Annotated in this window: 22 protein-coding genes and 2 riboswitches; of the genes, 9 read left to right on the top strand and 13 right to left on the bottom strand. The window is 63.7% G+C overall.

The annotated features are described in order from the left end of the window. Positions 1-52: 52 nt before the first annotated feature. Both ACNQOP_RS13535 and ACNQOP_RS13530 read right to left on the bottom strand, forming a co-directional pair. Positions 53-313 (bottom strand): DUF4235 domain-containing protein, encoded by a 261-nt coding sequence (locus tag ACNQOP_RS13535; protein WP_257369362.1) that lies wholly within the window; start codon positions 311-313, stop codon positions 53-55. A 36-nt stretch (positions 314-349) separates the two neighbouring features. Further along, positions 350-1033 (bottom strand): NUDIX hydrolase, encoded by a 684-nt coding sequence (locus tag ACNQOP_RS13530; RefSeq protein WP_416404783.1) that lies wholly within the window; start codon positions 1031-1033, stop codon positions 350-352. A gap of 194 nt (positions 1034-1227) precedes the next feature. After that, positions 1228-1364: riboswitch (TPP riboswitch) on the top strand. 77 nt (positions 1365-1441) lie between these two features. Here ACNQOP_RS13530 and ACNQOP_RS13525 point away from each other — a divergent pair. The 3 genes from ACNQOP_RS13525 to ACNQOP_RS13515 are packed head-to-tail and all read left to right on the top strand — an operon-like array spanning position 1442 to position 4418. Continuing rightward, on the top strand, positions 1442-2062 hold the full coding sequence (locus ACNQOP_RS13525) for an ECF transporter S component (protein ID WP_235517858.1): 621 nt from the start codon (positions 1442-1444) through the stop codon (positions 2060-2062). Beyond that, on the top strand, positions 2062-3627 hold the full coding sequence (locus ACNQOP_RS13520; protein WP_416404782.1) for an ABC transporter ATP-binding protein: 1566 nt from the start codon (positions 2062-2064) through the stop codon (positions 3625-3627). The genes ACNQOP_RS13525 and ACNQOP_RS13520 overlap by 1 nt, the downstream gene beginning before the upstream one ends. Then, complete coding sequence (locus tag ACNQOP_RS13515; protein ID WP_416404781.1) at positions 3624-4418, top strand: energy-coupling factor transporter transmembrane component T family protein; 795 nt, start codon at positions 3624-3626, stop codon at positions 4416-4418. The genes ACNQOP_RS13520 and ACNQOP_RS13515 overlap by 4 nt, the downstream gene beginning before the upstream one ends. Here ACNQOP_RS13515 and ACNQOP_RS13510 read toward each other — a convergent pair. Beyond that, entirely contained in the window at positions 4415-5014 is a 600-nt protein-coding gene (locus ACNQOP_RS13510; RefSeq protein ID WP_257369367.1) for a GNAT family N-acetyltransferase, read from the bottom strand. The genes ACNQOP_RS13515 and ACNQOP_RS13510 overlap by 4 nt on opposite strands. A 48-nt stretch (positions 5015-5062) precedes the next feature. Then, the gene (locus tag ACNQOP_RS13505) at positions 5063-7195 is read right to left on the bottom strand and encodes a penicillin acylase family protein (protein WP_416404780.1); all 2133 of its coding nucleotides are present in this window, start codon (positions 7193-7195) and stop codon (positions 5063-5065) included. Between the two features lie 89 nt (positions 7196-7284). Between ACNQOP_RS13505 and ACNQOP_RS13500 the strand changes: the two genes are divergently transcribed. Then, positions 7285-8019 carry a siderophore-interacting protein gene (locus ACNQOP_RS13500; protein WP_416404779.1) on the top strand — a complete coding sequence of 245 codons (735 nt, stop codon included), beginning with the start codon at positions 7285-7287 and terminating at the stop codon, positions 8017-8019. On the opposite strand, the gene ACNQOP_RS13495 is transcribed toward ACNQOP_RS13500, so the two are convergent. Further along, entirely contained in the window at positions 8016-8489 is a 474-nt protein-coding gene (locus ACNQOP_RS13495) for a hypothetical protein (protein ID WP_257369371.1), read from the bottom strand. The two genes, ACNQOP_RS13500 and ACNQOP_RS13495, sit on opposite strands and share 4 nt — an antisense overlap. Then, positions 8486-9235 (bottom strand): DUF6973 domain-containing protein, encoded by a 750-nt coding sequence (locus tag ACNQOP_RS13490; RefSeq protein ID WP_416404778.1) that lies wholly within the window; start codon positions 9233-9235, stop codon positions 8486-8488. Before ACNQOP_RS13490 ends, ACNQOP_RS13495 begins: the two co-directional genes overlap by 4 nt. A gap of 210 nt (positions 9236-9445) precedes the next feature. Between ACNQOP_RS13490 and ACNQOP_RS13485 the strand changes: the two genes are divergently transcribed. Continuing rightward, positions 9446-10969, top strand: a complete 1524-nt coding sequence (locus tag ACNQOP_RS13485) for a UDP-N-acetylglucosamine 1-carboxyvinyltransferase (RefSeq protein ID WP_416404777.1) — start codon at positions 9446-9448, stop codon at positions 10967-10969. Here the strand turns inward: ACNQOP_RS13485 and ACNQOP_RS13480 are convergent. The 4 genes from ACNQOP_RS13480 to ACNQOP_RS13465 are packed head-to-tail and all read right to left on the bottom strand — an operon-like array spanning position 10966 to position 13509. Continuing rightward, entirely contained in the window at positions 10966-11619 is a 654-nt protein-coding gene (locus tag ACNQOP_RS13480) for a hypothetical protein (protein WP_416404776.1), read from the bottom strand. The genes ACNQOP_RS13485 and ACNQOP_RS13480 overlap by 4 nt on opposite strands. Before the next feature lie 10 nt (positions 11620-11629). Then, entirely contained in the window at positions 11630-12838 is a 1209-nt protein-coding gene (locus tag ACNQOP_RS13475) for an O-succinylhomoserine sulfhydrylase (RefSeq protein ID WP_416404775.1), read from the bottom strand. Next, complete coding sequence (locus ACNQOP_RS13470) at positions 12839-13249, bottom strand: rhodanese-like domain-containing protein (protein WP_257369377.1); 411 nt, start codon at positions 13247-13249, stop codon at positions 12839-12841. Then, positions 13246-13509 carry a DUF1737 domain-containing protein gene (locus tag ACNQOP_RS13465; RefSeq protein WP_211713632.1) on the bottom strand — a complete coding sequence of 88 codons (264 nt, stop codon included), beginning with the start codon at positions 13507-13509 and terminating at the stop codon, positions 13246-13248. The genes ACNQOP_RS13470 and ACNQOP_RS13465 overlap by 4 nt, the downstream gene beginning before the upstream one ends. A 13-nt stretch (positions 13510-13522) precedes the next feature. Then, a riboswitch (SAM riboswitch) is annotated at positions 13523-13636 on the bottom strand. Positions 13637-13801: 165 nt separating this feature from the next. Here ACNQOP_RS13465 and ACNQOP_RS13460 point away from each other — a divergent pair. The 3 genes from ACNQOP_RS13460 to ACNQOP_RS13450 are packed head-to-tail and all read left to right on the top strand — an operon-like array spanning position 13802 to position 17762. Continuing rightward, positions 13802-15130 carry an NtaA/DmoA family FMN-dependent monooxygenase gene (locus ACNQOP_RS13460; protein ID WP_416404774.1) on the top strand — a complete coding sequence of 443 codons (1329 nt, stop codon included), beginning with the start codon at positions 13802-13804 and terminating at the stop codon, positions 15128-15130. Continuing rightward, the gene (locus tag ACNQOP_RS13455; protein ID WP_416404773.1) at positions 15130-16695 is read left to right on the top strand and encodes an aromatic amino acid ammonia-lyase; all 1566 of its coding nucleotides are present in this window, start codon (positions 15130-15132) and stop codon (positions 16693-16695) included. The genes ACNQOP_RS13460 and ACNQOP_RS13455 overlap by 1 nt, the downstream gene beginning before the upstream one ends. Next, positions 16689-17762 carry a PLP-dependent cysteine synthase family protein gene (locus ACNQOP_RS13450; RefSeq protein WP_416404772.1) on the top strand — a complete coding sequence of 358 codons (1074 nt, stop codon included), beginning with the start codon at positions 16689-16691 and terminating at the stop codon, positions 17760-17762. Before ACNQOP_RS13455 ends, ACNQOP_RS13450 begins: the two co-directional genes overlap by 7 nt. A gap of 183 nt (positions 17763-17945) precedes the next feature. Here the strand turns inward: ACNQOP_RS13450 and ACNQOP_RS13445 are convergent, their stop codons facing one another. The 3 genes from ACNQOP_RS13445 to ACNQOP_RS13435 form a co-directional block, all read right to left on the bottom strand. Beyond that, the gene (locus ACNQOP_RS13445; RefSeq protein WP_284987505.1) at positions 17946-18428 is read right to left on the bottom strand and encodes a carboxymuconolactone decarboxylase family protein; all 483 of its coding nucleotides are present in this window, start codon (positions 18426-18428) and stop codon (positions 17946-17948) included. Between the two features lie 225 nt (positions 18429-18653). Beyond that, positions 18654-20108 carry an amino acid permease gene (locus ACNQOP_RS13440; protein WP_416404771.1) on the bottom strand — a complete coding sequence of 485 codons (1455 nt, stop codon included), beginning with the start codon at positions 20106-20108 and terminating at the stop codon, positions 18654-18656. Positions 20109-20359: 251 nt separating this feature from the next. Further along, positions 20360-21301 (bottom strand): aminodeoxychorismate lyase, encoded by a 942-nt coding sequence (locus ACNQOP_RS13435; RefSeq protein ID WP_257369386.1) that lies wholly within the window; start codon positions 21299-21301, stop codon positions 20360-20362. An 86-nt stretch (positions 21302-21387) separates the two neighbouring features. Here ACNQOP_RS13435 and cls point away from each other — a divergent pair, with 86 nt between their 5' ends. Further along, positions 21388-22860 (top strand): cardiolipin synthase, encoded by a 1473-nt coding sequence (cls, locus tag ACNQOP_RS13430; protein ID WP_416404831.1) that lies wholly within the window; start codon positions 21388-21390, stop codon positions 22858-22860. The last annotated feature ends 3 nt before the right edge of the window (positions 22861-22863 follow it).

Below are 22863 nucleotides of genomic sequence, written 5' to 3'. Positions count from 1 at the left end.
AGGGGGATTTATGGGCCGGAAGTGACCCCGCGTTGCTTCAAACGGTGATGCGCTAGACGATGTCCTGGGACTTCGCGAAGCGGGCGATGGCACGCTGGGTGCCCCTGCTGGCCAGCACCTGGATGAGTGTGCTCACGAACGCCGAGATCAGGGCGAAGGTGAGGGCGGAGCGAAGGCTCGTTTCCATGTCATCGTTGCCTGTGGGCGGCTTGTTGCCTGTGGCCTTTTCCCACCCTTTGTTGACGAGTTTTGTTCCGACGAAGCCTGCCCCGAGGCTTACTCCGGCGCCGATCAGCTTGAAGAAGAGGTTCATGCCCCCAGCCTAGCCGCAACGCGTGGACCGGCAACGCTAGCGGCGGCTTTCCCGTTCCTTGAGGAAGGCGACCAGGGAGCCTACAGGTGCCAGCACGGGGACGACAGGGTGATCGGCCGACCATACGGCGTCGACGGTCCCGTATCCGGCGATTTCCTTGAGGAGGTAGTAGGTGGGCGGCATCAGTTTCAGGGTGCCTGCTGCCTCTGCCGCGAGGATTCCCTCCACGGGCATCCACAGGGATTGCCACGCTTCGGTTGTTTGGTGGTGGGGCTCCCTGTCTGTCGAGGGCCTGGCCACATAGAAGAACGTGTCGAAACGCTTGGGCATGTCGATCGGGGTAATCCAGTTGGCCCATGGGCGCAGGTCACCGGCGTCGATGCTCAGCCCGGCTTCCTCACGGACCTCCCGGATCGCGGCTGTGAGCACCATTCCTGCTTTGGCAGCGGCATCGTCGGAACCGATGGAGCTGGCCTGCCAGTCCGCAGCATGCCTGCTGAGCAGTTCGGGGGCGTAGTCCCACCCGGAGTGGTCGGCGGGGTCCACGCGTCCTCCCGGGAAAACCACCATTCCTGCGGCGAAGTCCATGGTGCTGACCCTGTGCTGGACGAACGCCTCAAGCCCGGACGGGGTATCGCGGAGCAGGATGACGCTTGCGGCGAGGCGTGCTTCAGCCACGTCAACGTTGTCTGGGAGGCCAGAGCCGGGTTGGTCCGTCATGAAGTGTGCCCCTTCGCTTTGGATGTTGCTGGATGATTCTCTCAGGTCCGTTGCGAGGCCTGGTGTGCGTGCCAAGCGTGGGGCAAGGCTGCAGAGTGGGCCTCGCAACGGTGAGGGTGGGCCGGAATGTGACCGGACCGCAGTCCCCACCGCGGAGTGCAGGTGTAAACTGAACCAGCCCAGCAGGGCAGATTTAATAACGACAGGGGAGCGCCGCCGTCGGAACCTGCAGAGATGCGGGAGCCGCGAGGGCGCTGAGAGTGCGGACAGCCGCAGACCCTCGAACCTGATCCGGTTAGTACCGGCGCAAGGGAGTCGAGCTTCTCAGAGTGTCCGGAACCGGGCGGCGCAGGCCGGCCGGGTAATCCGGGGAGCACTTTCCCCTCCTGTAACTCAGGAGGCAGAAAAATGACCACGGTAAGCGTGAAGAAGACCAGTTATAACTGGCGTGTTGTAGACATTGTGGTGGCAGCTTTGATCGCCATCGCCGGCGGCGTGATTTTCTGGGCATGGTCCCAAGGCGCCGCACTGGTATCCATCCCCATGAACGCGGCGTATCCGCCGCTGACGGGCCTGATCGCTGGCGGTTGGATGATTCCGGCGGTCCTGGGCATGCTCATCATCCGTAAGCCGGGTGCCGCCCTGTTCTGCGAGTCCGTTGCTGCCACAGGCGAACTCATCATGGGCTCCCAGTACGGCACCACCGTACTGATCTCCGGCGTCCTTCAGGGCCTTGGCGCGGAGCTCATCTTCGCCGCGTTCCTCTACAAGAAGTTCAACCTGCCCACCTCGCTCCTTGCCGGTGCAGGTGCGGGCCTCTTCTGCGGCCTCAACGACTCGTTCCTTCCCTGGGGCTGGAACATCGCCTACGAGGCAATCGACAAGCTCACTTACATCACGTTCACCACGATCTCCGGGGCGATCATTGCGGGCGCACTGTCGTGGATTGCCACCCGCGGCCTGGCGAAAACCGGCGTCCTTAGTTCCTTCGCGTCGCGCAAGGCCGCTTCGGAGCCCGTCTTCAGCTGATGCCCGTCATTGAACGCGGCAGCCACGTCCGGCCTGCCGCCATCACAGCCGAGGGCTGGGGATGGCGGCACGCCGGAAGGGCCACGCCAGCCATCCAAGGCCTTGACCTCAGGATCGAACCGGGGGAGCGGGTACTGCTGCTCGGCCCCTCGGGTGCGGGCAAGTCCACGCTCCTGCATGCCCTCGCGGGGGTGTTGGGGGACGAAGAAGACGACTCGGACGAGACCGGCTCGCTGCTGCTGGACGGCGCTTCTCCCCGGGAGCAGCGCGGCCGTGCGGGCCTGATGCAACAGGACCCGGAAACGCAGGTTGTCCTGTCCCGGGTGGGGGACGACGTCGCCTTCGGCGCCGAGAACCTGGCCGTGCGGCGGGAGGAAATTTGGGCCCGCGTCCATGAAGCGCTCGACGACGTCGGGTTGCGGACCGCTGCCGGCGGCGGACTGGCGTTGGATCATCCGACGGCGGCCCTGTCCGGCGGGCAGAAACAGCGCCTCGCGCTTGCGGGGATTTTGGCGATGCGGCCCGGGCTGATCCTGCTGGACGAACCAACGGCCAACCTGGACCCAGCAGGGGTCCTTGAGGTGCGGGACGCAGTGGGCCGCTGCCTCGACAAAACCGGAGCCACCCTTGTTGTGGTGGAACACCGCGTCTCCGTGTGGAAGGACCTGGTGGACCGGATTGTGGTGTTGCAGCCAGGATCCGCGGGCAACGGCACTCCGGGCGTCCTGTTGGACGGCCCGCCGGAGCAGGTCCTGTCCGAGGCCCGCACCATGCTGATGGCAGCCGGCGTCTGGGTTCCCGGATACGTCCCGGCAACCCGTGCCCGGCGCACTGAGACCTCCGCCGCACAACTGCTCCTGGCTGCCCAGGATGTGGCAGTCTCGCGAGAAAAGCCCCGCCGAAAGGGATTCCGGACCATCCCTCCGGTTCCTGTGCAATCCGATGTCAGCGCCCAGGTCAGGGCGGGCCAAGCGCTCACCATCACTGGTCCGAATGGTGCCGGTAAGTCTACGTTCGCGCTCACGCTGGCCGGCCTTTTGGCGCCGGTGGACGGCAAAGTGAGTGCCGCCGTCGAGCTTTCAGAAGGGGCCGGGATCGACCCGTTCAAGTGGAAAGCCGATCAACTGATTTCACGCATCGGGACAGTGTTTCAGGAGCCCGAGCACCAGTTCGTCACGGGCAAGGTGCTGGATGAGCTGATGTTTGGTCCGAAGCACCTTGGCCATGGCGAGGAACGCGTGGACGAACTGCTGGAGCGGTTGCGGCTCACCCACCTGGTGGACGCGAACCCGTACACCCTGTCCGGCGGCGAGAAGCGCAGGCTTTCGGTGGCCACGGTGCTCGCCGCGCATCCTAAAGTCCTTGTCCTCGATGAGCCCACGTTCGGCCAGGACGCGAACACTTGGGCCGAGCTGGCGTCGTTTCTTTCGGAGTTGCTCGACGCCGGAACGGCTGTGGTCTCCGTAACCCACGACCAGGAGTTCAGCGCCGTGCTGGGCGGCACGGAGCTGCGCCTGGACCCCGCGGCACGTGCAGCAAGCCGCCAGGAAGCCGGTGCAGCATGAGGGACGCATTGAACCTGCGGGGTAATCACGCCCTGCTGACCACAGCGAACCCGCTGGCCAAGTTCGTCGCGGTCTTCCTGATTTCGCTGGTGTTGGCCCTCTCCATCGACTGGGTTTCGGCAACTACCGCGCTGGTGGCCGAGCTGGCGCTGTTCCCCCTTGCCGGGCTCACGCTGCGGCTTTTGTGGCAGCGGGCCTGGCCGTTGATCATCGCTGCGGCGATTGGTGGCTGGAGCACAGCGATCGTGGCGGCTGACAGCGGCGCTGTACTGCTCGACGTCGGACTCTGGTCCATCAGCGAAGGTTCCCTTGAGCTCGGGCTGGGTTTCATGCTGCGCGGCCTGGCGATTGCCCTTCCGGCGATCCTCCTGATGACCTGCACCGACCCCACGGACCTGGCCGATGCCTTGGCACAGAAAGCGAAGCTGCCGCACCGGTTTGTCCTGGGATCCCTCGCTGCCATGCGCTTGGTGGGCCTCATGGCCGAAGAATGGCAGACCATTGGCATGGCCCGCCGTGCACGGGGTGTCGGTTCGCAAGGCAACCCGTTCCAGCGGTTGAAAGCCACCCTCGGCCAGAGCTTCGGGTTGCTGGTCCAGGCTGTCCGGCGGGCTTCGCGGTTGGCTGTGACCATGGAAGCGCGGGGCTTTGGCGGCGGCCAGCGGACGTGGGCGCGCGAATCCACGTACTCGGTGCTGGATATCTGGGTGGTCCTTGGCGGAGTGGTCATCGCAGCGGGTGCTGTGCTGGCCGCCGTGGGCGCCGGGACCTGGAGCTTCGTCTGGCGCTAACGGGCGGCGCGGTCCTGGACTTCATCGAATCCCGCCCGGGTGAGGAAACCCAGCTGTGCCTCCTTTTCCGCGAGCTGGACGATGGGTCCAAGCTCGAAGCATGTTGCTTCGAGGCGACGGAGGGCCTTGGCGTTGCGGGCATCGGGCTCCACAACGATCCGGTCCTTGCCCGGCAGGGAAAACATGTACTTGATCAATGACGTGGCCAGCCGGGGCGTGAAGTGCGGGATGGGGCGCGTGGCCGGAGCCAGCAGCAGGTGCATGCCGATGTCTTCCTCGCGGGCGGGGTACGCCTCGCCCACGGGGTCGTGCAGGGGCTCGTAGGTCTGGAACAACGCCAACGCCTCCCCGTCCAGGGTCACCAAGAACGCGTGGTGTGTCTCCAGTGAGTCCAGGAATTCGTAGATGCCCAGGACCTCCTCAAAGGTGTGCTCGGTCATTCCCCAGAACCTGGCGCGGGGCTGGGTCACCCACTCGAAGACAAGCCCCAAGTCCTCGTTGGGGACCAGCGGGACGATCCGCAGGGCACCCCATCCTTCGAGTTCTTCGGAGTAGACGGTGGTGCGGGCGGAGAAGTCCGGGGCGGTGGTGGTCATGTCTTCCTTCGGGTGCTGGGTATTCGGGTGCGACTGGGTGCAGAAGTGTCAGGGTTCGTCTTTGCTGAGGACCGACCACCCGGTAACCACCGGGGCGAGCTGCCCGGCGGTCCACACGGGCAATTGGTCGGCGAAATGCTGGTGGCCCGGCGTCCCGGCGGCGCCGAAGGGAACAATCCACCGGCTGTTCCGGCGCTCGGACAGGTCCCAGACGTAGCGGGCCACAGGGCCGCGGAAGCTCCGGTCATCCATGCCCGGGAGGCTCTCAGTGCATAGCACGCATCCGGTGTCGCCGCTGAGACCGGCAGTTGGCGCGGCGTCGGCAAGGGAACCGGGGAGGAGATGAACGGCCAGCAGCTGATGGCGGTCACCCCATGAAGCTCCGTCCAGAAGTGCCTCTTCCAGCGCCGCGTCTTCAAGACTTGCAGCCGCTTCCACTCCAGCATCGATGCCGAGCTCCGAACCTCGGAGCAGCAGCGTCTCAAGGGCGAAACCGACCCGGGAGGGAACGGACAACCACGGCCCGAATAACGGTGAATAGCCTGCGGGGTCGTTCAATGCAGCAAGGGATGGGTGCTTGGCCAAGCGTTGGACCAAGGCACCCCTCCACCCGGAAAAGAGGGCAGCCGGCTTGCTGCCGGCGTCCATCCGGCCATCCCAGCGAAGCAGTCGTGAGCGCACTTCCTTGGCCTCCCGGGACAGGTCAGCGGGATCCAAGGCGGCCAGGATCGAGCGGTACAACGGCCATGGACCCAGCAGAGTATCCATGTGGATGGCCTGCATGTGGTCGGGAGCGAGAGGGCCTTCAACCGCTTCAAGCAGCTCGCGGATCCGCGCGGCGCGGTATGCGGGTGCAAACTCCATTGCGACGGCGTCCCCTCCGCCTGCTGCGCGGTCATTCGCGCTGACGGCGAACGTTTCAACCGCGGACCGGGGAAGGATCACGTATTGCCCGTCCCACGCATGGCGGGCTGAGTATGCGGGTGCGGGCAGGCGACGGTTGGCGGGATTCCGCTGGGGGACCAGCCCGGCAACAAACTGGGTCACGGTTCCTGACGTATCAGCGGCGATTACGCTGTTGACCGGTTCCACCCAGGCATCCAACGCGGCTTCCACCTCGTGAACGCTCCGGCTCCGCAGCATCGGCAGGAGGGCCTCGAAACCCAGCCGCCCCTCAACCCGCGCGGGGAAACGCAAACTCAGGGCGCCGCCGTCGGGCGTTTCGGAGATGACCGGTCCGCGGGCGGTCTCAATAATGTCCACGGACACGGACTCACCGTCGCGGACGTGAATGGTCTCCAGATTCACGACGACGGTTTCCCAGCCTTCCGCGCCCCGTGCCTCGATGCGCTCGCCGGAGTAGTCGGTGACCCGGCGCAGCTCTTCCTCGAAGAGGTCCTGGTAGTCGGCCATGGCGTTGGTGACGGCCCACGCGGTGTGCTCTGTCTGGGCGAAGTGCGGAAGGCCGGGAACTCCTGGAAACGCGAACCCGACGGCGTCGAATTCCGGGCAGGCGAGCCGCACCTGCTGGTACACGCCGGGCAGTTCCATGAGGCGGTGCGGGTCACCGGCAACCAGTGGCAAACCGCTCACGGATACCGAACCATGGGCCGCCCAGGCGTTGCTGCCGGACCACACCGGAGCTTCGATACTGAACAGGCTGACGGCATCCTCGCCGAGGGTCCTTACGACGTGGGCGCGGAACAGCTTGTTCGGGAACGTGGAAAAGAGGATGTGGTGAACCAGGAAGACGCCAAGGGGGGTCCAAGGGTTCCACAGCTCGGGACTGCTACCCGACTCGGTGAATTCCGGGCTGTCCCGGAGGCCGTCGGCCAGTGCGCGGTTGACGCCGTCCACGTACTGACCACACCAACGTTGGGTGTCGGCGTCGAGGTTCTCGAAGCAACGGCGGGCGGTGTCATCCAGCCGTGCCTGCCGGGCGAACCGGTCCCAGGCCACCGCGTCTGCGCCAAGTACTTCCGCTGTGCGCCCCTCGGATCGCCAGCGCTCCAATTCGATCTGCCAGGACCGGTCGATCGCGGCATTGCGGCCTTGCAGGAAGGCCAGTTCATTGGCAGATCCGGCCCAAAGATGCGGGATTCCCCACGTGTCCCGGTACGTTCCCGGGCCGCCTGCCGGACCTGATTGTTGCGTCGGGGCAGGCGTCATCTTCTCGATCACTTTCATACTTAGGTTAGGCTTACTTAAGTTCAAGATAAGTGGCTTTGGCTCCGTGCACCAAATCGTGGCCATTCGTGAAGGAGAGTTTCTTGAAGCGCAATTGGGAAGGCGTGGTCCTCAAGGTGATGGGCGCCAAGGACTTCACCCTGAAGGTGACGGGGCGCGAGGAGATCACCCCGGATTTCCTCCGAATCCATGTACGGGACGGCGGACTCCTGGAGCGCAGTGGCGTGCACCCCACCATGTGGATCCGATTGTGGTTCGACGACTCCGGAAAAGCGCACCAGCGCGCCTACACCGTGGTGAACGCGGACCCGGCGGCAGGCACGTTCAGTATGGACTTCGCGATGCACGATGGCGTGGCGGCGGATTGGGCCTGGTCGGTACAAGCCGGCGAAACCATCGAGGCCACCGTCCAGGGCAGCTCATTCACCTTCCCACAACCCACCCCGCGCCGCATCTGGGTGGTGGGGGACCCCGCGTCCATCCCCGCCATCAACTCACTGCTGGACGAACGGGACCGATGTGCCCCCGGAGCGGCGCCGGTGACGGCCTGGTTGGAATACCAGCACGACGCCGATACCTCACTGCAGGTGCGCACGTCCGGTTCCGACGTCGTCACTTGGATTCCGCGCAAACGTGACGGGGCTGCCTTGGTGGAGGAGGTCTGCCGCGCCCTTGATGCTGACGTGGTCTCGGCCTCTGAGGACTTCTTCTGGGTAGCCTGTGAAGCGTCCAGCACGAGGGCCATCGTCAAGCATCTGCGCAAGGAGCTCGGTGTGGACAAGCACCGCATTGACGCCTTGGGATACTGGCGGGCTTAGGACTCCCTCCAGCTCAGGAAACCCTTCTGCCCGTCCGGCGGCGTAAGGACCACATCACGGCCGTACTTCTTTTTGGCTTCGGACCCGATGAACGCGTCGGGAACGATCCGGACCGCCTTGGCAACTTTGCCGTCCTTCATGAAGACGAACAATGCCGGCGATGCCGTATAGCGGTTTTCCTTGGTGATGGGTTCGCCGAAAGCCGCTTCGATGTCTTTGGCCAAGGTCCCCTCCATCACGAAGCCGGCCTGGTCCCATTCGAAATCAGTGGCATCGGCAAGCTTCAAAGCGGTGCCCTTCGTTGCGGCTTCGAGTACTTGGCTGTTGAGTTTGTCGTTGGATTCGGGCATGACAGATCCTCCCAGGGAGCAGGCGGCCAGTATGCAGGCCAGGACGAGGGCGGCCAGGCCCAGCAGGGCAGCGGACGTTCGCCCTTGGGGTCGGGCCGGGTCAAGATGTGGTGGGTTCACGAGGTGGTCCGCGATTCCCGGCCTACTTCATTGTTGTACAGATCCATGGCCTCGCGCGGGGCAGGGTTACCGGGGAGTTGCTCGTGTGCCGTGGCGTAGTCCTCAGCCCACTCTGCGCCGAATTCCTTCGCCATCAGGGCGTTCCAGTACGCATGGCGGAAGGCGTCGTTCTGGTCGTCGTTTTGGTCTGCGCTGGGGAAGCGTTCATCAGCGACATTGAAGGCGTCATCGTGGATGCCCTTGAAAGCGTTCAGTTCGAAAGGTCCAAGACCATTCAGCATTTCGGCCTCCTTCTCGGTGACAACCCTCTGGTCCACCACGAACTTCAAAGGGTCCCAATCGCCCGGCCAGTTGGTTGTCTCCGCATCGCTGACCTGGTATTCCTCGAGGATTTCCTGCGGGCTGGGGCGGCCGGGGTCGGTGTTCGTGGCGGCCCACTGAATGGTTCCGCTTCCACCGGACCCGCCACCGACGGAGGCTTCCATGGAAGCACCCGATTGCTCCTCTGCGTTACCACGTGCAGACTTTGATGCCTCGTCAATTCCGCGTGACACCAGGTCCAGCAATGGGCGTAAGCTTCCATGCCACTCGGCAGCGAAGCGTTGGGCATCCTGACCTTGCCAATAGCCGCTTCTGGTGATCAGGGAGTCCAGCTCGCGTGCCCGCGCCGTCAGCATGGAGGCGCCGTGCGCCAAAGACTTTGAGAGTGCTTTGAGGTGGTCGACGTCGGCGCCGTAGAAAGCCATGTTTCCCCCTTGAACTTTGGTGCAATGTTTCGCCATCGGGCTGTTGAGCACAATGGGGACAACTTCCCCTGTGGAAAGGGAGGCGCCTTACCCGCATAGGCGACTACCGACGTCGAGCTTCATATCTCACGGTACGGGTACGGTGTGACATTAACCGCTCGAGCGGAGTTCTGCTGGCCACTTCTAGCTCATTTGTGATATTTCTTTGTTATGACGCAAGCTACGCCAGAACATATAGGCCTCCTGCTCCGCAACGCTCGGAGCGAAAAGGGCTGGACGCAGGGGCAGTTGGCTACCGAGCTGGGAACCAGCCAAAGCGCAATTGCCCGCATGGAACAAGGTAAGCAGAACCTGAGCCTCCGAATGATTGAACGCCTTGAAGCGATTTTTGGGCGATCGATCGTCAAAGTCGGCAAGCCCCAGATGACCCACCTGCGGGTAGAAGGTGGCCGGACGCTCTCCGGCGAGGTGGACGTCAACAGCAGCAAGAACGCCGGCGTGGCGCTTCTTTGTGCAAGCCTCATCAACCGTGGCACCACCACGCTGCGCCGCTTGGCCCGCATCGAGGAAGTCAACAGGATCGTAGAGGTCCTGACCTCCATCGGTGTCGAGTGCACGTGGCTCAACGGCAGTGATCTCCGGATCCGCAGGCCCGAGGTCCTGGACCTCGAATCGATGGACGTCGACGCCGCCCGCCGTACCCGCAGCGTCATCATGCTTTTGGGTCCGCTCCTGGACGAGACAAGCGAGTACCTGCTGCCCTACGCCGGGGGTTGCGACCTCGGAACCCGCACTGTTGAGCCGCACATGCAGGCCTTGCGTCAGTTTGGACTCGCTGTGGAGGCCCGCTCCGGGTTCTACTCGGTGACCGCACCACCCGCCGACGGCGATAACCGGTCCTTCGTCCTGACCGAACGCGGCGACACCGTTACCGAGAACGCCATCATGGCCGCCGCCCACCGCGAAGGTACGACGGTCATCCGCAACGCCAGCCCCAACTACATGGTCCAGGACCTCTGCTTCTACCTGCAGGGGCTTGGCGTGGAGATCGACGGCGTAGGAACCACTACCCTCAAGATCACGGGCCGTCCGGCGATCGATGTGGAGATCGAGTACTTCCCTTCAGAGGACCCCATCGAGGCCATGAGCCTCATCACCGCGGGCATCGTCACCAACTCGGAGGTCACCATCCGCCGGGTGCCCATCGAGTTCATGGAGATCGAGCTCGCCACGCTGGAGCAGATGGGCCAAAACCTGGAGGTCTCCGGCGAGTACATGGCCCGCAACGGCCGCACCCGCCTGGTGGATGTGACCACCAAGCCCTCCGAACTCCGGGCTCCCCAGGACAAGATCCACCCGATGCCCTTCCCCGGCCTGAACATCGACAACCTGCCGTTCTTCGCCGTGATCGCAGGCAACGCCGAGGGCCAGACCATGATCCACGACTGGGTCTACGAGAACCGTGCGATCTACCTGACTGAGCTCAACAAGCTCGGTGCCCAGGTGCAGCTGCTGGATCCGCACCGGATCTACGTCAACGGACCCACCAAGTGGCGTGCCGCGGAAATCGGCTGCCCGCCGGCCCTGCGTCCGGCAGCCTGCCTGCTCCTGGCGATGCTGGCGGCCCGGGGAACGTCCGAGCTGCGCAACATCTACGTGATCGAGCGTGGATACGAGGACCTGGCAGAGCGACTGAACACCATCGGCGCGAAAATCGAGTACTTCCAGGACTAGCCTGCGGGAGCGTCGGCTTCGGCTCTTCCGGCCATGGTTCGTTGACCTGGACCCTCCGGTTCCTTCCAGGACATAAGGTAGGCCCCGGTGGCTCCTTCGATGAGGTAGAAAACGAGCGGCGGGATGTCCTTCTTGGCGATCAGGATTCCCCCGAAGACCGGAGCGCTGGCCGCTGCGGTATAGCCGATCCAACGCTGGGCGGGCGACGAAAGCAGGCTCCCGCCCAGCGCCCCGAGCGCCACAACATGCAGTGCTGAATACACAAGGAACGGCGCATTCGATCCGCGTCGGGCAGCGAAGCGCTCCAGGTCCGAGGCGCGGCGCGAAAGGCTGTAAACAAAGAACGGGGCACCGGCGAGCAGTGCGGCCGCGGCGGCAACGGCCCACTTCTTGGGCTTTCCAGGTTCTTTGCGGGTGTCCGGAACGGCGCCTGCGAACGCTGCGAATCCCACCGGCACGGCGACGGTTCCGGCGGCAGTCAAGTGCTGTCCCACCATCCAGCCACGTCGACCCGCATGGAGCATCCGCAGTCGTTCTGCTGCGTCCGGCGTGATGTACACACGGCTGACAGGTGAGATTCCCACGAACCACACCACCGTGCCGGCAACGATGACTGCTCCGGCACGGCGGTAAGGATACGTCCCGCTCATGGCAGCAAGGTTAGACCTGTTTGAGGGCCTTCTCCAGATCCAGGATGAGGTCGTCCACGTCTTCCAGGCCCACGGACAAGCGAACCACGCCATCGCTCAGCCCAATTGCTGCGCGGCCCTCCGGGCCCATGGCCCGGTGGGTCGTCGTGGCCGGGTGGGTGATGAGGGACTTGGAGTCGCCCAGGTTGTTGGAGATGTCGATGACTCCCAGGCCGTCCAGCAAAGCGAAGGCGGCCTCCTTCGCGGAACGTCCTGACGACGGGGACAACTCGAAAGTCAGCACTGTTCCGCCGGCCTTCATCTGCTTCGCTGCGAGCTCGTATTGCGGGTGCGATTTCAACAGCGGGTACTTGACCCAGCTGATGGCGGGCTGCTGTTCGAGCCATTCCGCGATCTTCAAAGCGGACGCTGAGCTGTGGCTCACGCGCAGTCCCATGGTCTCCAACCCCTTGGTCAGCACCCAGGCGTTGAACGCGGACAGCGAAGGTCCGGTGTGCCGCATGAGCTGCTTGACCGGGCCGTCGATGAACTCCTTGGTGCCCAGGATGGCGCCGCCAAGAACGCGGCCCTGGCCGTCGATGTGCTTGGTGCCGGAATACACGATCACGTCGGCGCCCAGCTCACCACAGCGCTGCAGCAGTGGAGTGGCAAAGACATTGTCGACGACGACGGTCGCGCCGGCGGCATGCGCCAGCTCGCTGACCGCCGCGATGTCGACGATCTCCTGCATGGGGTTGGACGGAGATTCGAAAAACACGGCCGTGGTGGGCTTGGACAAGGCTTCACGCCACTGGTCCAGGTCGGGTCCGTCAACGAATACTGTCTCCACGCCCCAGCGCGGAAGGATTTCGTTGAGGATCACGAAGCAGGACCCGAACAGGGAGCGGGCGGCGACTACGCGGTCCCCGGCAGCCAGCAGGGCACCCAAGGCGGTGAATACCGCAGACATGCCGGACGCCGTCGCAAAGCAAGCCTCGGTGCCTTCCAGCAGGCGGAGCCGTTCCTGGAAGGTGGCCACGGAGGGGTTACCGTAACGGGAGTAGACGAATCGTTCGTCCTCACCGGTGAAGGCACGTTCGGCAGCGGCAGCCGATTCGTAGACGAAGCCGGAGTTCAGGAAGACGGCCTCGGACGTTTCCTGGAAGTTGGTGCGGTCAAGACCGCCACGGACGGCCTGGGTATCAGGATTCCAGCCAGCGGCGTCGGGATTGAAAGTCACTTAGTCGGTCCCCAGGTTCGTTGGTAGGCCACGGTTTTTCCAGCCATTTACAGTGCGCTCGCCATAGCGGTCAGGTTCGCCTTCAAAGCCCTCAAGGACGTTGTACGCGGTGAAGCCTGCCTGGGTTGCGGCGATGGCTGCTGCGATTGAACGCTGGCCGGAGCGGCACAGGAAGACGAGCTCCACGCCGTCGTCTTCGGGCGCTTGCTGCCGCAGGTCCTCAATGAAGCGGGAGTTGGGGATGCCGCCGGCGAGGTTCCACTGGATGAACAGGGGATCGTTGTCCGTGGCTTTGGTGTCCGGGATACCGATGTGGGCCCATTCGCCCTCGGTACGGACATCCACCAGGATGGCACCTGCCTCAAGTTTGGCCCACGCGTCCTGCGGGGTCAGGTCGCCTGCGTAGCTCATGCGTGGCCCTCGAACGCTTCGTCGTCGTCATTTTCAAGCTGGTCGACGGCGTCGGCCACGGCGGCGTCTGCGTGGGCGATCGCTGCGGGAAGCACGATTGCCTGGGCGACGATGACGTCCGTGCCGTTAAAGGTGGCTGCCGGGCTGCCATGGAGCACATAGCCCTCGGCGAGTGCGGAGCTGATCCGCTCGCAGAAATCGCGGGTGTCCGGGCCTGTGATCAGGCGGTAGGAGAGTTTTTCTTCAGTGGGTTCAGGCATTGCTGGTGCTCCTCAGTCACGCTTGCAGTTCGAATTTGTCCGATACGCCGAGTAGTCACCTGAGGCACCCCGCCGGAGAGAGGGTTGCCGACCAGCAAGTCAGGGCTTCGCGCTGGTACTCATTACTCAAGAAAAACGTAGCATTCAGGGCGCCTGGGCTGCATGTGGCGGGGGTTTGCCCGCCGTCATGTTGCGTAACCGGAGGGTGCTGTGGCAAGGCCCATTTATGACGTCCCGGGAGCATAATTGACGCAGTACGTCCCCCTGTAACTTCGCAAGAAACCAGGTCGCGGTGAACGAACAGAGCAGTCCTACACTCAAGCCCATGCTGCATTTTGGATGGTTCGTGGGCCACGGATTCGGAGTTCAGGGTTGGGGGACGCCCGGCTACGGGCTGGGCTATGACTGGAAGAAGCCGGCCCTGTACCAAGAGGCCGTGCGCGCCTTTGAGCGATCCGGGCTCGACCTGTTCATCATCGAGGACTCACTTACCGTTCCAGATACATATGGCGGTACGGCCGAGGTGTCCTTGGCGCACGCATCCTTCGCGCCCAAGCACGACCCCCTCGCATTGGTTCCCTACCTGCTCTCCGCGACAGAGCACCTCGGGATCGTGCCCACGGTCAGCGCTTCCTTCTACCCGCCCTTCACTGCCGCCCGGCTGCTGGCCACCTTGCAGCACTTCTCAGAGGGGCAGCTTGGCTGGAACGTGGTGACTTCCGGCAGCGACCTCGCCGCGCAGAACTACGGGCTGGACCAGCAGATTGAACACGACCTGCGGTATGAGAAAGCGGAGGAATTCGTCGACGTCGTGAGGCGGCTTTGGCGGAGTTGGGAACCAGGCGCCGTGCTTGAGGACGTTTCCGCCGGGGTATTCGCAGACCACACCAAGGTTCACCCGATCAACCATGAAGGCGACTTCTTCAAGGTCCGGGGCCCGCTGAACACGGCGCCCCTGCCGGAGGAGCCCGTGTTGGTTCAGGCCGGGGCTTCACCCCGCGGCAAGGCCTTCGCTGGCGGGCATGCCGATGTAGCGATCGCCTTGGCACGAGGCGCAGACGGGATGAAGGCATACCGGGACTCCATCCGTGCCGAGGCTGCGAAGGCCGGCAGGAACCCCGATGACGTGAAGGTCCTGTTTGTCCTCAAGCCCACGGTGGTCGGTTCGGCTGCGGAAGCTGAGGAGCTGCGTGCCCAGCGGCGTGAGCTCACCCAACGGGACATCGACAGCCAGCTCAACTCCATCTCCTACCTTTCTGTCATCGACTTCAAGCAGTTCGACCTCGATGCCCCGTTGCCCGAGCTGACTACCAACAGCAACCAGGGCACCTTGGAGCACTTCGCCAAAGCAGCGCCGCCAGGTTCCACGCTTCGCCAGATCCTGCAGGCCCGTAGCGGCGGGGCAGGGGACTCGATCATCGGTACGGTGGGCGAAATCGCCGACTATCTCGAGGAGACCGGCTCCGCGGTGGGCGGCGACGGGTTCCTTTTCTCCGGCTTCGTGGATCCCGTGACGGTGCATGGAGTGCTGGACAAACTAACCCCTGAGCTGCGTCGGCGGGGGCTGTTGAGGAAGAGTTACGGCAACGGCGGATTCCGGCAGAACCTCCTGGACTTCTGATGACGTCTGATGATGCGGGGACCCTGGTGGTAGGGACGGCCCCGATACGCGCTGAACGCTTGGCCCTGGTTGCCAGCAACGACTCGTTTCACGTGAAACTCAACCATGATGCGTTGACTTTAATCGGCCGATCCCGGGAGATCCTGGAGGAGGCTGCGGCGTCCGGCCAGCGGGTCTACGGGCTCAATACCCTGCTGGGATCCGGTCGTGACACCGTTGTGGAGGACAAGTCGATCCTCAGCTATCAGGTTCAGGTTGTCCGGTATCACAACAGTGGCGTGGGCCCCTATCTGGACCGCGCCGCCGCCCGGGCCGTCATTCTTGCCCGCCTTGTGGGATTCAGCCGTGGTGGCTCAGGAGTGCGTCCCGAGACTGCCCGTTTTTACGCCGAACTCCTGAACCGCGGCGTCCACCCCGCCATCCCTTCCGAAGGCTCAGTGGGCTCATCGGACCTCACCCAACTCGCCGCCGTCGCGGCTGTGGCCCTCGGCGAAGGTGAAGCGTTCGATGCCCACGGCACCTTGGTCCCGGGGGCCAAAGCGCTCGCTGACGCCGGGCTGCAGCCCCTCACTCTCGCAGCCGGTGAGGCCCTGTCACTGGTGAGCGCGAACTCCTACTCCGTGGGCGTCGGTGCCCTGGTCCTTAGGCGACTGCGGCACTTGGCCGAACTTGCCGACGTCGCGCTTTCCTTGTCCCTTGAGACCATCGCAAGGTACGACGGCGGCGGGAACCTCAGCCCGTTTTCGCCAGCCATCCAAGCGGCCAAGGCAGTGAACGGGCAGCGGGACTCGGCCGCTGCTGTTCGTCGACTTTTGAGCGGCGGCTGGCTGGAGGATGTCCGGCCTGAGGTTTCGGTTCAGGACGCCCTCTCCTTCCGCGCCGCACCGCAGACGCACGGGGCATTCCGGTCCTTGGTGTCGGATCTGGGTGAGGCGCTGGAAGTCGAACTGAACGGTCGCGGTGATAACCCGTTGGTGGATGTCGGGTCCGGGCAGGTGGTGTCTGGCGGGAATTTCCAGCCCACCCAGTTGGCGGTGTCCTTTGAAGTGTTGCGGCTCGCTTTGGCCCATGTGGGCATCTCCAGCGAGCGGCGCATCGCCAAGTTGTACCCGCCGCAGCGAGCCATCCGGGCCAAGCACCTGGCCGCGGCCGCCAACGGGTCGGGCCTTGCGCAGGAAGAATTGCCGGGACTGCTCTGGTACTCCGCAGCGGGGCTCCTTGCTGAACTCAAATTCCTCGCCGCGCCGGCGACCCTTGGAGCACCAACCCTGTCAGCCGACGTCGAAGACCACTCCACCCTGGCCCCGCTCGCGTTGCAACAACTCGAAAAGTCGGTGGCGGCCTTGGAGAAGCTGTTGACGATTGAGGCACTCACCGCGTCCTACCTGCTGCTTGAGGCAGGGGCTGCGCAGCCACTCGGTAAGGGGACGGGCGCCGTCGTCGGTCGCTTGGCCGATGTGCTGGCGGACCGTCCGTCCGCGCCGGATCTGGTGGAGCGGGCGCGGACGGAACTGCGCGATCTCGTGCACCACGTCATCGGGTCCGAGGGAGGGGAACCATGGTGAACACCGATATCCGCAAACACGGCGCGCATTCAGCCGGTCCAACACCGGACGTGCTGGATGCTTCAGTCCTGGAGAAGGTGGGAAACACCCCGCTGGTGAAACTAGAGGCCCTGAGCCGTGGGTTGGGCAGCGCCGTCCACATCAAACTCGAATCCGAGAATCCCGGCGGCTCCATTAAGGACCGCACGGCGTTGAGCATGGTCCGTGCCGCCGAACGCTCGGGGGAGTTAAAACCGGGCGCCACGATCGTGGAGAGCACCTCCGGGAACACCGGGATCGGGCTGGCCCTGATCGGGCACCTCACCGGCCACCCTGTTGTTGTCATCACCGGTGACACCATCTCGCAGGAGAAGCTCGCTGCACTGCACAACTACGGCGCGCGTGTGATCCTCACCGACTGGAACGCCCCCTCCGAATCGCCGGAGAATGCCCGTGCCGTGGCGGCGCGCATCACCGCAGAGACGCCCGGCGCCTGGCGGCCGATGCAGTTCGATAACCCTGCCAATCCCGCCGCGCATTATGAGAACACGGGTCCTGAAATCTGGGAACAGACGGGTGGCCTGATCACACATTTCGTGGCAAGCATCGGGACCGGAGGGACCATCAGCGGCAACGGGCGGTTCCTGAAGGAGCAGGTGGCAGCTTCACGGCCGGGAGGCCACCTGGAGGTCGTGGGTGCGGACCCCTACGGATCCGCGTACAGTGGCGGCCACCCCGGCGAAATCCTGGTGGATGGCGTGGGCAACTCGTGGCCCGAACCCGAGTGGCCCAAGGCATTCAACCGTGGGATCGTGGACCGTTTCCTCCGGATACCCAACGATGAGGTCTACACCACCGTGCACCGGCTCCTGGACGAAGAGGGGCTGGCCCTGGGGCCGTCGTCCGGGCTTGCTGTGGCTGCAGCCCTCCGGGTGGCCCGTGCTGCGCCGCACGGTTCGGTGGTGGTAGCCATAGCCCCCGACGCCGGCACCAACTACCTGAGCAAGGCTTTCAATCCGGTGTGGCTGGCTGAGCACGGCATCCGCCTCGCCGCCGACGCTCCCGACGCCCGCAACCCCCGCCAGTAGACGCTCGCTCACGTTCCGCCCGCTTGGGCCGGGCGCTCTCTCACGTTCCGCCCGCTTGGGCCGGACGCTCGCTCACGTTCCGCCCGCTTGGGCCGGACGCTCGCTCACGTTCCGCCCGGTTGGGCCGGGCGCTCGTTCACGTTCCGCCCGCTTGGGCCGGGCGCTCGCTCACGTTCTGGTTTGTTACTTCTTCGTCGCGCGTACGGGGTGCTCGCTCAGAATGGAGAGCCGATTGAAGGCGTTGATCCCGATCGCTGCCATGCAGAGGACGCTGATCTGTTCGTCGCTGTAGTGCTGGCGCGCCTGTTCGAAGAGTTCAGGACTAGGCCTCGAGCTGCTCATGCGCGTGATCTGTTCTGCGATCTCCATGGCTACCACTTCAGCTGGTTCGAACAGCTGGACTTCCCGGTACACGGCCACCAAGGAAAGCCTCTGTTCTGTTTCGCCGTACTTCAATGCCCGCCGGTGATGAAGATCCAGGCAAAATGCACAGCCGTTGATTTGCGAGGATAAGTAATTTATGAGCTCGAGGGTTCGCCGCGGAACACCTAGCCGGTCAGCTTCTTCGACGAGCTGTTGGGAATAGTGGCTGAGCGTGGCATAAAGGTCGGGCTGCTGCTTATCCAGATAGCCGGCAAGACGTGGTTTCGTTTCCTGTTCGGGCATGGATGGAGCCTAACGCACCGAGCGCGGGCCAACGAAGTCAGTGAGCGTTGGGGTGATGGGGGTGGGATGTGAGTGAGCGTTGGGGTGATGGGGGTGGGATGTGAGTGAGCGTTGGGGTGATGGGGGTGGGATGTGAGTGAGCGTCAGACGGGACCAGCCCCTGGGAAACCGTTCAGGTTGTCCAGGGGCTGGTTCTTCGTCACGCGAGGTGGGGAGGCTCCGGGCCTAAGCGCCGGCAACCTTCTTGAGCGACCGCCGTCGTCCGTACTTGAAGTAGAAGAACGCGTAGCAGGCTCCAACAAACGGAACACCGAACAACAGCGCGGCGACTTGGTTGGGATCAAAGGCAATGCCGATCAGCGACACCAGGCATAAGGCGAAGGCCAGGATCGGGACCAAGGGGAAGAGCGGGGCCTTGTAGGGGAGCGTTGAGAGGTCCCCTCCGTTCTTCACGAAGGTCCGGCGGTAGATGAAGTGTGAAGCGACGATCGACATCCAGACACCCACCGTCGCGAAGCCGGCCACGGACACCAGCACGAGGTAGACAGTGGAAGGCGCCACAACGCTGCTGATCAGCGAAGCCAGGCCGCCAAGCATGCTGACACACAGGGCGATCATGGGGATGCCTCGTTTGGTCAGCTTCTTGAAGGCCTTGGGTGCGTGGCCTTCGTCTGCCAGCGAGAACAGCATGCGGGCACAAGAGAAGAGCCCGCAGTTACCGGCCGAGAGCAGCGCCGTGATGATCACGAAGTTCATGATGTCCGCGGCGAAGGGGATCCCGAGCATGGAGAAGACGGTGACGAACGGGCTCTCATCCACGCTGACCTGCTCGTACGGGATGGTGGCCGCGATGACCACGATTGCGCCGACGAAGAAGATCATGAGCCGGATGACCGTAGTACGCATGGCCTTGGGGATGGTGGCACCGGGGTTGGCCGTTTCCCCTGCTGCGACGCCGATCAGTTCGGAGCCGGAGAAGGCGTAGAACACGGCCAAGCAGGTGACGAAGACCCCTGTGAAGCCGTTGGGGAAAAGACCATCCGGAGTGGTGAAGTTCGAGCCAAATGAGGGATAGTCGCCGGTGGCGAGCGGGTGGAAGCCAGCCAGCGCGGCACCGCCCAGGATGATGAGGCCGACGACGGCGGCGACCTTGATCAGCGCGAACCAAAACTCAGATTCGCCGAAGACACGCGATGAGATGGCATTCAGTGTGAAAAGGACTGTTGCGAAGACAAAGCACCAGATCCATACGTCGACACCGGGGAACCAACGTTGCATCAGGAGGCCGGCCGCGGTGAACTCGGAGCCCAGGGCAACTGCCCAGCAGAGCCAGTAAAGCCACGCGGTGGCGAAGCCCGTTGCAGGGCCGATGGTCCGGGCCGCGTAGATGTGGAAAGCGCCGGAAACGGGGAACGCTACGGCGAGTTCCCCGAGGCAGGCCATCACCAGATAAACGACGACAGCGCCGATAAGGAACGCCAGGACCGCGCCCAAGGGGCCTGCGGTGGCGATCGTGTAACCGGAACTGACGAACAGGCCAGAGCCGATGACGCCACCCATGGCGATCATCACCAGGTGCCGGGCCTCCATGGACCGGCGAAGACCTGTTGACGGGGCGTCAGCCTGGGGCTGCGCCTTGGTTGCCGATGCTTCGGCCTCTGTGGGGGAGCTGAGTCCCATATTCCCTCCGGGAAGTTAGCCAGCAAAGTTTCGGGTAGTGCCAGCCGGACGTGATCCAACTAACACGAGAACAAGATTCATCACATGACGGATGAGCATTTCAAGGAGGATAAGAATTGCGATTGGACCCGCAGGAGCGTTGTGGCTGAGGCCAAGCATTTCTTATCTATAAGTCACGCGAGCGATTACTCTGCTTGTGACCTGCTAGGTTCCAAGCGGAGCCCCCTATCCGTGGGCTCCGCGGGACAGGATTACTCGATTCCGGCGAACAGCTCGTTCAACTCGGCTGTGAGCTGCTTCCGCACAGCGGGCGTGCCGATTTCCTTGCCGTTGATGTGGTTCACGGGAGCGATCAAGCGGATGCTCGAGATAAGCCAGACAGCGTCGGCGTCGAACAGGTCCTGTGGGACGAGCGGCCCGTAGCCAAGCTCCCAACCTGCTGCCTTCGCTGCAGCAAACAGGGCGCCTTGGGAGGTTCCGGGCAGAATGCCGCTGTCGTGTTGGGGTGTGATGAGGCGGCGTACAGTCCTGACCGAACCCTCGCCGTCGTCGATTTCCTCAAGGTGAGCCAGCAGCACGGTGGACGTCGGGCCTTCCAGGACGCGGCCGTCTGTGGAGGTAAAGATGGCGTCGTCAGCGCCCTGCTTGTGCGCGTAGCGGAGGGCCGCCATGTTGACCGCATACGAGAGCGTCTTGGCGCCCAGCAGCAGCCAGGGTGCACGCTCTCCGGCTTCGGTGTCGAAGCCGCGGTCCAAAAGGACGACGTCGATGCCCGTCTCGCGTTGCCGACGGCCGCCCGCTGGGGACGGTGAGGCCTGTACCCAGCAGGTGGGACTGGCAGCGCCTTCGACGCCGCGGGTCACGATCAGCTTGACGACTACCTCGTCCTCCTCCGGCGTCGGGGCCGGGTGGACGCGGCGGAACTCGGTTATGGCGGTATCTATGGCCCTGCGCCAGGCGTCCTGCTCCGGAAGTGTGAGATCGAGCGCATCCGCGGAACCGCCCAAACGGTTCAGGTGCGCCTGGACCTTGCGGGGGTGTCCCTGGACCGCCAGCAGCGATTCGAACACTCCATCGCCACGTGTGGCGCCCAGATCCGTTGCCATGAGCTGAGGTTGGCTGGAATCGGCAAGTCGGCCGTTTTCGAACGCGGGATCCAGGAAAACCAGGACCGTGGGGGCAGGTGAAGTCATGGTCCCAGCTTAGTGCCGGGCCATTGGATATGACTTTGCCGGATAGGCTGTGGTCACTGTTGTTCACGGAACGTGGGGGTTGGTCGGTGCTCTTTCCTTTTCCTTTGGGCCAGGAGTGGACCTGGTTACTGGGTGTTTGGGCCATTGTGGAAATTGCCATGCGCATCGTGCTGCTTGGCATCATTCCCGGTAACCGTCGTCCCACCACGGCCATGGCGTGGCTCCTGGCTGTGTTCCTCATCCCATCGGTCGGATTCGTCCTGTTCCTTCTTTTCGGAAACTTCAAGCTGTCAAAGCGCAGGCGTGAGCAGCAGGAAGAAGTCAACCGCCGGGTCCGCGCCGTAACCTCCGATCTGTCCGATCCCGTGAGCGATTACTCGGGCCCCGAATGGGTGAAATCGGCAGGAGAACTCAACCATCGGCTGGGTTCCTTGCCCATGGTTGATGGCAACAAGGTAGAGCTCATTCCTGGCTACGAAGAGTCCATCAAGGCCATGGCCGAGGCAGTCAGGGGTGCCACCAGGTACGTCAACGCAGAGTTCTACATCATGAGCAGCGACTCCGTCACGGACGAGCTGCTGACGGAGTTGGAAAAAGCGGCTGAACGTGGGGTTGAAGTCAGGCTGCTTTTCGACCACATCGGGACACTCAGGGTGAAGGGCTACCGGCGGCTGATCCGCAGGCTCAAGGCTGGAAAGATCCAGTGGCGGCGGATGCTTCCTTTGCTTCCCATCCATGGCCAGTGGCGGCGCCCTGATCTCCGGAACCACCGCAAGATCCTGGTGATTGACGGAATCGTTGCCTTCACGGGCTCGCAGAACCTGATCGAGCCTTCGTACAACAACCCCAAGCACCGCAAGGTGGGCCGCAAGTGGGTTGAACTCATGTCCCGACTTGAAGGCCCGATCGTGGCGACCCTCAACGTCGTGTTCGCGACGGACTGGCTCAGCGAGACGGACGAATCCCTGGAGGACCAGCTCCGGCTGCCTTCCCAGCCGTCTCCCGGCAACGTCACGGCTCAAGTGGTTCCGAGTGGTCCGGGTTTTGCGACGGAGAACAACCTCCGCTTGTTCAACACCCTGATCTACTCCGCGCAGCACAGAATCTCCATCTGCAGCCCGTACTTCGTTCCGGATGACTCGTTGCTCTACGCCATCACCACTGCGGCGCAGCGGGGCGTGGACGTGGAGCTGTTCGTCTCCGAGAAAGGCGACCAGTTCCTGGTCCACCACGCCCAACGCTCCTACTACGAGGCCCTCCTGGGTGCCGGCGTGCGCATTTACCTGTACCGGGCACCGTACGTCCTCCACGCCAAGCACTTCACCATTGACGATGAAGTGGCAGTTCTTGGTTCCAGCAACATGGACATGCGCTCCTTCTCCCTGAACATGGAGGTTTCGGTGATGTTGTTGGGCACCGAAACCGTGAACCTCATGCGCGCCGTGGAGTCCACGTATCGCGAGGTGTCCCGTGAGCTTATGTTGGAAGACTGGGTTGATAGGCCCCCGCTGGCCAAGTATGTGGATAACGTGGCCAGATTGACGGCGACGCTCCAGTAGTTC

It is taken from the genome of Arthrobacter sp. LFS091 (genome assembly GCF_047977885.1).
GTDB lineage: Bacteria > Actinomycetota > Actinomycetes > Actinomycetales > Micrococcaceae > Arthrobacter.
The sequence above is the reverse complement of the archived record's forward strand: the minus strand, read 5'-3'. Positions and strand labels throughout refer to the sequence as shown.

Excerpts from the sequence above, each read along its gene's own strand:
- ACNQOP_RS13535 (WP_257369362.1), bottom strand. The coding sequence starts at position 313 with ATGAACCTCTTCTTCAAGCTGATCGGCGCCGGAGTAAGCCTCGGGGCA.
- ACNQOP_RS13530 (WP_416404783.1), bottom strand. The coding sequence starts at position 1,033 with ATGACGGACCAACCCGGCTCTGGCCTCCCAGACAACGTTGACGTGGCT.
- ACNQOP_RS13525 (WP_235517858.1), top strand. The coding sequence starts at position 1,442 with ATGACCACGGTAAGCGTGAAGAAGACCAGTTATAACTGGCGTGTTGTA.
- ACNQOP_RS13520 (WP_416404782.1), top strand. The coding sequence starts at position 2,062 with ATGCCCGTCATTGAACGCGGCAGCCACGTCCGGCCTGCCGCCATCACA.
- ACNQOP_RS13515 (WP_416404781.1), top strand. The coding sequence starts at position 3,624 with ATGAGGGACGCATTGAACCTGCGGGGTAATCACGCCCTGCTGACCACA.
- ACNQOP_RS13510 (WP_257369367.1), bottom strand. The coding sequence starts at position 5,014 with ATGACCACCACCGCCCCGGACTTCTCCGCCCGCACCACCGTCTACTCC.
- ACNQOP_RS13490 (WP_416404778.1), bottom strand. The coding sequence starts at position 9,235 with ATGGCTTTCTACGGCGCCGACGTCGACCACCTCAAAGCACTCTCAAAG.
- ACNQOP_RS13485 (WP_416404777.1), top strand. The coding sequence starts at position 9,446 with ATGACGCAAGCTACGCCAGAACATATAGGCCTCCTGCTCCGCAACGCT.
- ACNQOP_RS13480 (WP_416404776.1), bottom strand. The coding sequence starts at position 11,619 with ATGAGCGGGACGTATCCTTACCGCCGTGCCGGAGCAGTCATCGTTGCC.
- ACNQOP_RS13470 (WP_257369377.1), bottom strand. The coding sequence starts at position 13,249 with ATGAGCTACGCAGGCGACCTGACCCCGCAGGACGCGTGGGCCAAACTT.
- ACNQOP_RS13465 (WP_211713632.1), bottom strand. The coding sequence starts at position 13,509 with ATGCCTGAACCCACTGAAGAAAAACTCTCCTACCGCCTGATCACAGGC.
- ACNQOP_RS13455 (WP_416404773.1), top strand. The coding sequence starts at position 15,130 with ATGACGTCTGATGATGCGGGGACCCTGGTGGTAGGGACGGCCCCGATA.
- ACNQOP_RS13450 (WP_416404772.1), top strand. The coding sequence starts at position 16,689 with ATGGTGAACACCGATATCCGCAAACACGGCGCGCATTCAGCCGGTCCA.
- ACNQOP_RS13445 (WP_284987505.1), bottom strand. The coding sequence starts at position 18,428 with ATGCCCGAACAGGAAACGAAACCACGTCTTGCCGGCTATCTGGATAAG.
- ACNQOP_RS13440 (WP_416404771.1), bottom strand. The coding sequence starts at position 20,108 with ATGGGACTCAGCTCCCCCACAGAGGCCGAAGCATCGGCAACCAAGGCG.
- ACNQOP_RS13435 (WP_257369386.1), bottom strand. The coding sequence starts at position 21,301 with ATGACTTCACCTGCCCCCACGGTCCTGGTTTTCCTGGATCCCGCGTTC.